Source organism: Weissella kandleri, from assembly GCF_045504165.1.
Taxonomy (GTDB): Bacteria; Bacillota; Bacilli; order Lactobacillales; family Lactobacillaceae; genus Weissella; species Weissella kandleri_A.
In genome coordinates this window covers 1-6925 of record NZ_JBJJNY010000020.1, presented here as the reverse complement: position 1 = coordinate 6925, position 6925 = coordinate 1, and the positions used below count along the sequence as shown (strand labels likewise).

Genomic DNA, 6925 nt, shown 5'->3' with positions numbered 1-6925 from the left:
CAAAAGTAGTTGGAGGATCGCTTCCTGCGAGGATAGGAAGTTGCGATGCAAGATAAAGGCTCATCAATAATGATGGGCCTTTTTTTGTTGCATAGATTAATTAAGTAATGTTTTTAAGGTTAGGTGGGTTCTTATTAAGTATGCAGATAAAAAACATTAATCTTATGGTAGGACGTAAAACCTATGTGAATGCAGAACAATTAGGAACATTATGTTTAGGTTTAATGCCATTTATTGAATATCGATACCGGGTTTCACCAGCTATTATACAAGGAGTCTGTCAGCGATGTTATGCAAAGATTGATGAGCGGCGGTATTCGATTGTACAACAACAATTAATTATATATTGTTGGCGGTGTACAGCGATGGGACCGACTATTAAAAGTAATGGATATATTATTTATGTGCAAAAAATAGCACCGCCAGAACCACGCGTTATTGATTTTAATTGGGCGGGCATGCTTACTGAAAAGCAAGCAAAGGTTTCCAAACAACAGGTTAGGGCATGGCAACAGCGACGCGGACACTTAATGTATGCAGTGACCGGAGCGGGTAAGACGGAAACATTGCTCCCGTTATTAAAAGCAGCGTTAGAAAATGGGCAAAAAATTGCATTGGTAGCGCCAAGAAGGGATGTTGTCGTGGAATTAAGTCAGCGTTTAACCTTGATTTTCTCAGAAATGATTACTAGTTTGTATGGTGGAAATACCGAGTATATAGCTCGACCATTAGTAATTTGTACAATACATCAGCTTATGAACTTTCATCAATATTTTGATTTAATTATTATTGATGAAGTAGATGCTTTTCCATATGCAGGCAATCGCACGTTAAAGAAGGTTTTGCAAGAAAGTCTTAAAAAAGATGGAATTATGCATTATCTTTCAGCCACACCGCCCGAGTATTTGCGGTGGCTAGTAATGGTTGGTAAAATTGAGCAGAGTTTTTTAGCCCTGCGTTATCACGGACATCAGTTACCAATGTTAAAATTTCGGCGGGTTAGTGACTGGCGTAAAAAATTACCAGCGTGGTTTTTGGAATTATTGCGAGGAGTTGTTCAAAGAGGACGCCAGTGGTTAGTTTTTGTGCCAACAATACAAGATGTAGCTGTTATTAGTTCACAATTATTAGATGTAGGTGATTTTGTGGGGTTATCATCGCAATCTGCAGATCGTAATCGACAAGTACAGCGTTTTCGTGAGGGTGAATTACAAGGTTTAGTGACAACGACCATTTTAGAAAGAGGTGTTACGTTTGGAGCGTTAGATGTTTTTATTTTAGGATCTGATGAATCAATCTATAACAAAGCTAATTTAATCCAAATTGCGGGTCGAGTAGGACGATGTAAAGAGACACCTGGTGGTTTGGTCATTGCTTTAGGAAAAGAATATACGTTGAAAGTGTTATTAGCACAATTAGAAATTCAAAGGTTGAATTGGATTGGAAAAAAGGGATGAAATGTGAATATTGTCAGCAACAGGTGGCGCCAGACTGGAATTTAGTAGCATTTTTAATGAATAGTCCACAGCAACTCAAAAGTTTATGTGACCATTGTTTAAGTCGTTTCCAAATGATAAGTAGTGCAACGTGTTTTGGCTGTGGAAGATTAAATGATGGGCTTTGTTATGATTGCATGCGATGGCAGCGGCAAGGACAGCCGCTGTTACAGAATAATGCATTGTATGAGTATAATATGATGATGAAGTGGTATTTTCAAAATTATAAAGTGAAAGGCGGATATCATCTACGTCAGGTTTTTTCAGAAATTTTTACAGCACATATTAAAAGTAGATTAGCCGATAAAGCAAGTTGTTTGGTCCCGATTCCAGTCAGTAAAGCAACTTTAAAACAAAGAGGCTTTAATCAGGTACAGGGTCTTTTGAAAAACAACTTGGTTTTTAAGGATTGGTTAATGTGTAAGAGGGAGAATAAGGTAACGCAAAGTTCTCTTGATCGATCACAACGGATGCAAGGTGTATCGCCATTTCAGCTGAATGCAAGCCAAGAAGCGGTCGTGAATCAACATATTGTGTTAATTGATGATATCTATACAACTGGTCGTACATTGTATTGGGCTGCTGATGTATTTTATAGTTATGGAGCAACTTCAGTGACTTCTATTACATTAGCGAGATAAAATGATAAAAATATTATGAGAAAAGTTTCCGATTCAAAGGAGTTATGTTATAATAATGTTACAGGAAAGGTGGTAACGCTTACACCTTTCTGCGTGAAGCACTGTAATAGTGATTCATGAAAAAAGAGAATGGAGATTTACACTATGCTAGAATTTATCGTACGTGGTGAGAATATCGAAGTGACCGAGGCAATCAAAGATTACGTAGTCAAGCGTTTATCTCGTCTCGAGCGCTATTTGAATGATGATAATAAGTATGTAGCGCATGTTAATGTCCGCTCGTATCAGGAACGAACATTTAAAATTGAGGTAACCATTCAATTACCATACTTGCTATTACGTGCTGAAGATACTCAAAGTGATTTGTATCAAGCAATTGATTTTGTATCAGAAAAATTAGAGCGGCAAATCCGTAAGTATAAGACAAAAGTTAACCGCAAGTCACGTGAAAAGGGATATAAGGGAATTTCAACCTTTACGGACGATGTGGATGAAGATGAAGTGCCCGAGCAAGAGTTTGAGGTAGTTCGGACGAAGCATCTATCATTAAAGCCAATGGATGTAGAAGAAGCCATTCTACAAATGGACTTATTAGGACATTCTTTCTTTATCTTTGAAGACGCTGAGACTGAGAGCCCAGCAATTGTTTATAAACGAAAAGATGGAAAGTATTCAGTCTTAGATACTGATATGTAATTAAAATATATTAAGATAAATAGTGTTAAAGATAGCTGTTAGATATGGCTGTTAGAAACACTATTTTTTATTTTAATTATATGTTTTGTTGGATAAAGAGGGAATCGTGAGTAAATCGTTGAGTGTAATTTAAAAAAATGACGATTGTCACACAGGTATACAAAAAATATCTATGTGTAAGATTTCGAGCCAGATGAAGATGGTGTTCAAAAGAATGGAACAACGCTATTTTTAACGGGAATTTGAACTCGCTTATTTGAAAATACGTTGATTGAACAAGGAATGGATTGGAAATAATTTTTTGAAAAATGTATCAATTTCAAAGACATTGTAATAGATTAAGACGTGTCAATTAATGATACAGGTGAGTTAGTGAATATAAACAGTATTGTTAGTGCAGTTCAAGAGAAACGTTTTTAAAGTAAGTAACGATCATATGCTATTCATGGAAGTAAGGAACAAGGGGAGACGGTTAATTTTGGAAAGTTGCCGCTTGTGATTCGTATTTATGATAAATTCAAGGAACAGGCTGGTAAGGGGAAATTAACGGCGGCCAATACCCGTGTTGAATTAGAATTACATACTGATAAAGCTAAACAATTAATTGATGATTGGTTAGATAAAGGTAATTTAGTGGGATTTACGTTTAATTTTTTGAATACCTATTTACTTTTTGTAGGCGAACAAATCGATGAAACAAAACTTAAAGGGAAGAATGATCGGAAACGGTATTACGAAACGTTGCGACCAATTCCGGAATGGTCTTTGTTTAATGCGCTTGGTGGTAGTATGAAATTTATTAATGATCCTAAGAAAATTAATTTCTATAGTGTAATGAATTGGTTAGAAAAATACGTTGCCTCATCATTGAAGTTGATTCAACAAACTGGTAAGTGGAATGATTTATTGGAAACGATTGTAGAAACAGAACTATCACCAGAACAAGAGGCACTGGTTAAGGTATTTAATACAAAGTAGATGTCGGAATTAGCAGTAAATCCTAATACAATTAAGATTGATAATTATATTAAGAATATACTAGACGGGTTATTAATTGTTAGTTTAATAGTATTAATCAGTTTGAATTTATATGTATTGATAGGGACAGTTTTAATAATTGTTCCTATTTTTTTATTTGTATATTTGTATCTATTATAGATTATGGCAGAGTTGGAACGAGAGATTGAGATGAATTAAATTTAATTGATTATGTAATTAAATCTGCATAAAATGGAGTAAAAAAGTAACAAATGTACCAATACAGTGAATCTTATATCTGATATTATTATTTAATAAATATAGTATAAATTGTGTAGACAAATATCGATGGGAGGAACATAATGACGAAGCACAGCACAGCACAGCACAGCACAGCACAGCACAGCTCAGCACAGCACAGCACAGCACAGCACAGCACAGCTCAGCACAGCACAGCACAGCACAGCACAGCACAGCACAGCACGTGCTTTTTTAAGTATATCAACATATAAATGCATAATAGGATTCTTAATTGATTCTATTATGCATTTTTGTGTTTATAAGGTGATTGTATGAATAAACTTGAAGAGAAAAAATTAGCTAACCATTTTTTTGAAATATTAGATCAAATTGATATTAACGAAAAGATTGTTGTTGAATTATTTAATAAACAATATTTAGCTAAAAGATTTGATTTAGTCGCTAATGTCGATATTTTAATTCAAGGAACTATTATTACTTCACTTACCGGAACGAATGGCTCCATATTCAACTTATTATATATAAATAAACCAGGTATTGTATCGTTATGATGGGTGAGGACGAGAAGCTTGTAGGGCAACCATTTGATATTAGAATAGATTCGACAAAAGCTATATTTTATAAATTGATAGAGTTAAATTTTGGGAATTGGTTAATTAATGATAGTTTATTACATAAATATGTTAATAATTATTATGGAAGAACTATTAATGAAAATAACCATCGGTTAATGCAGTATGTTAGTCAAAATAAATCTGGACAAGTATATTCATTTTTATATCATTGTACACAGTTATTGGGGGTGGAAAATAAATAAAAATATGAGATATTGATTAACCACAGAGTAACCCCAAAAAACAATTAGTGAATTTTGTGGTATAAAAAATAGAAGCTCGGTAACTAGGATAGTGAATGAATTGGTACGAAACAAAATTATAGAACAGAGGTCAGAATTGATAATAATTAAACGACCTAGTTTTTTTGAAAATATTTTTAAATAAATAGTATGAATATTTATGAAGGTGAAGAAAAGATGAACGATAAAATAAAATATTTTTTAATGATAGTTATAATTTGTCTATCTAGTTGGTCAGGATTATTTGGAATTAAAGAAATTTCAGCCTCAGCAGGAGATGATCCTGGGGTGACAATTACTAGTCCGAAAAAAATCGTAGGTAAAGATCAGGTAGAACTAGATGTAACTTTATCTGCTTCAGCAGGCAAATTAAATGAAGATGGAGAGATATCTGTTACTATACCACAGAGTATTGTTAAAAATCCTAGTGATTTGGTTAATGGTATTGTAATGGGTGACCCGTTTTATTTAGATAATCCAGCTGTGACAATGGATTCTAATGGTAATTATGTGTTAAATATTAAGTATGATCATACTAAAATAGATCAAGATAGTACATTTGGAGCAACAATTAAAATTTTATTCCAAGCACCTTTATTTTATGAAGATGATACAAATATTCCAGATAATGTAGACTTTGGTGTGAATTTGTCTAATAACACCGATATATTGAGTACGGATAGCTCGAATTCAGATATTGTAAAAACAGAAAGTGGTAATCCTTTACTCTCTAAGTGGTCAACGAGGCCTACGAAAGACATAAATGGAACTCGTGCATCATTGATGAGTTTGTCTAACCCGGGTAGTAACATATTCGCGATAGTTGTAAATTATAATCAGCAAAATATTAAGAATGCGAAAATTGTAGATAAAACTCCAAATGGAACTCAATTAACAGATCCAAATCATTATATTCCAGCCACTGGTGACGATAAAATATATCAACATTTCAGAGTTGCTAAGGTTACAGGACGTGATGAAGACGGGATACCAAATACATGGCAGTACGTAACTGATAAATTTGAAAATAAAATAAAAATTACAAATGATGGTTTTGAAGTTGATTTTGGTGATATTACGTCAAATGATTCTTATGTAGTTATGTACGCTGAAAAAGTAACTTCAAATGAAACACCTGAAGAATTTGGTATTCGCTATAATCACGTTGACCTGTATAGTAATAGTGATAAATTAAAAAATTATGATACAGCAATTGCATTAGATGATTCAGCATATCAAGCAGTAAGTCTTAATAAAACGGTAGCTCAAAAAACATTGGGTACGACTTCAGGTGTATTGGAATATACTTTGAGTTTAAAAAGTAATGCCGATATTATAAAGGCTGGGACTAAGATTTATGATCCATTAAGTGATGTTGTTAGTTTTCAAAAAACTATATCAAAGAATGCTGAATATATCTCAAATGAAACGCTAGATAAAAAGACAAATTTGTTATCTTATACAGTTATAAAAGATATTCCTAAAGGTCAAGTAGAGAAAATAAAATTTGATGTAATGTATAATAATTCTAGTGCTAAAGGCGGAGATGAAATTATTAATAATGCCTATATGGATTACGCTGGTACCAATATATATAGTAACGATGCAACAACAGAATTACTTAATTCAGCAGAGTTAGTTAAAACAGACAGTTTTACAAAAAAAGCTTTAGCTGGAGCAGTTTTTAAAATTATTGATAGTAAAAATAATATTGTTGTAGATAATATTATTTCAGATGAAAACGGGATTGTGGAGTCAGGATTGTTACAGCCCGGAGAATATTCATTTATCGAAGAAAAAGCACCAAATGGATACGTTCTAGATAAAACTCCAAATAAATTTGTAGTGAAAGATGGTCAAAGTTTAACTGTAAAAATGTCAATGAATAATATTCAAAGTACAGATATAAGTGGAGTTAAGCATTGGGAAGATAAGAATAATATAGAGGGTAAACGACCAGACTCTATTGTAGTTAATCTATTGGCAAATGGTAAAAA

Annotated in this window: 6 protein-coding genes; all 6 read left to right on the top strand. The window is 33.2% G+C overall.

Translation table 11 applies throughout. From position 1 onward, the window contains the following. Nucleotides 1-140: 140 nt before the first annotated feature. Nucleotides 141-1457, top strand: a complete 1317-nt coding sequence (locus ACJQWY_RS06760) for a helicase-related protein (protein ID WP_407076971.1) — start codon at nt 141-143, stop codon at nt 1455-1457. Further along, nucleotides 1454-2137: a ComF family protein gene (locus ACJQWY_RS06755; protein ID WP_407076970.1), complete on the top strand. Its 684-nt coding sequence runs from the start codon at nt 1454-1456 to the stop codon at nt 2135-2137. The genes ACJQWY_RS06760 and ACJQWY_RS06755 overlap by 4 nt, the downstream gene beginning before the upstream one ends. A gap of 144 nt (nt 2138-2281) precedes the next feature. Then, entirely contained in the window at nt 2282-2833 is a 552-nt protein-coding gene (hpf, locus tag ACJQWY_RS06750) for a ribosome hibernation-promoting factor, HPF/YfiA family (RefSeq protein WP_407076969.1), read from the top strand. A gap of 441 nt (nt 2834-3274) precedes the next feature. Continuing rightward, nucleotides 3275-3811, top strand: a complete 537-nt coding sequence (locus ACJQWY_RS06745) for a replication initiation factor domain-containing protein (protein ID WP_407076972.1) — start codon at nt 3275-3277, stop codon at nt 3809-3811. 572 nt (nt 3812-4383) lie between these two features. Further along, nucleotides 4384-4623 (top strand): hypothetical protein, encoded by a 240-nt coding sequence (locus ACJQWY_RS06740; RefSeq protein ID WP_407076968.1) that lies wholly within the window; start codon nt 4384-4386, stop codon nt 4621-4623. Between the two features lie 482 nt (nt 4624-5105). After that, on the top strand, nt 5106-6925 hold a 1820-nt coding region (locus ACJQWY_RS06735; RefSeq protein WP_407076967.1), incomplete at its 3' end, for a SpaA isopeptide-forming pilin-related protein.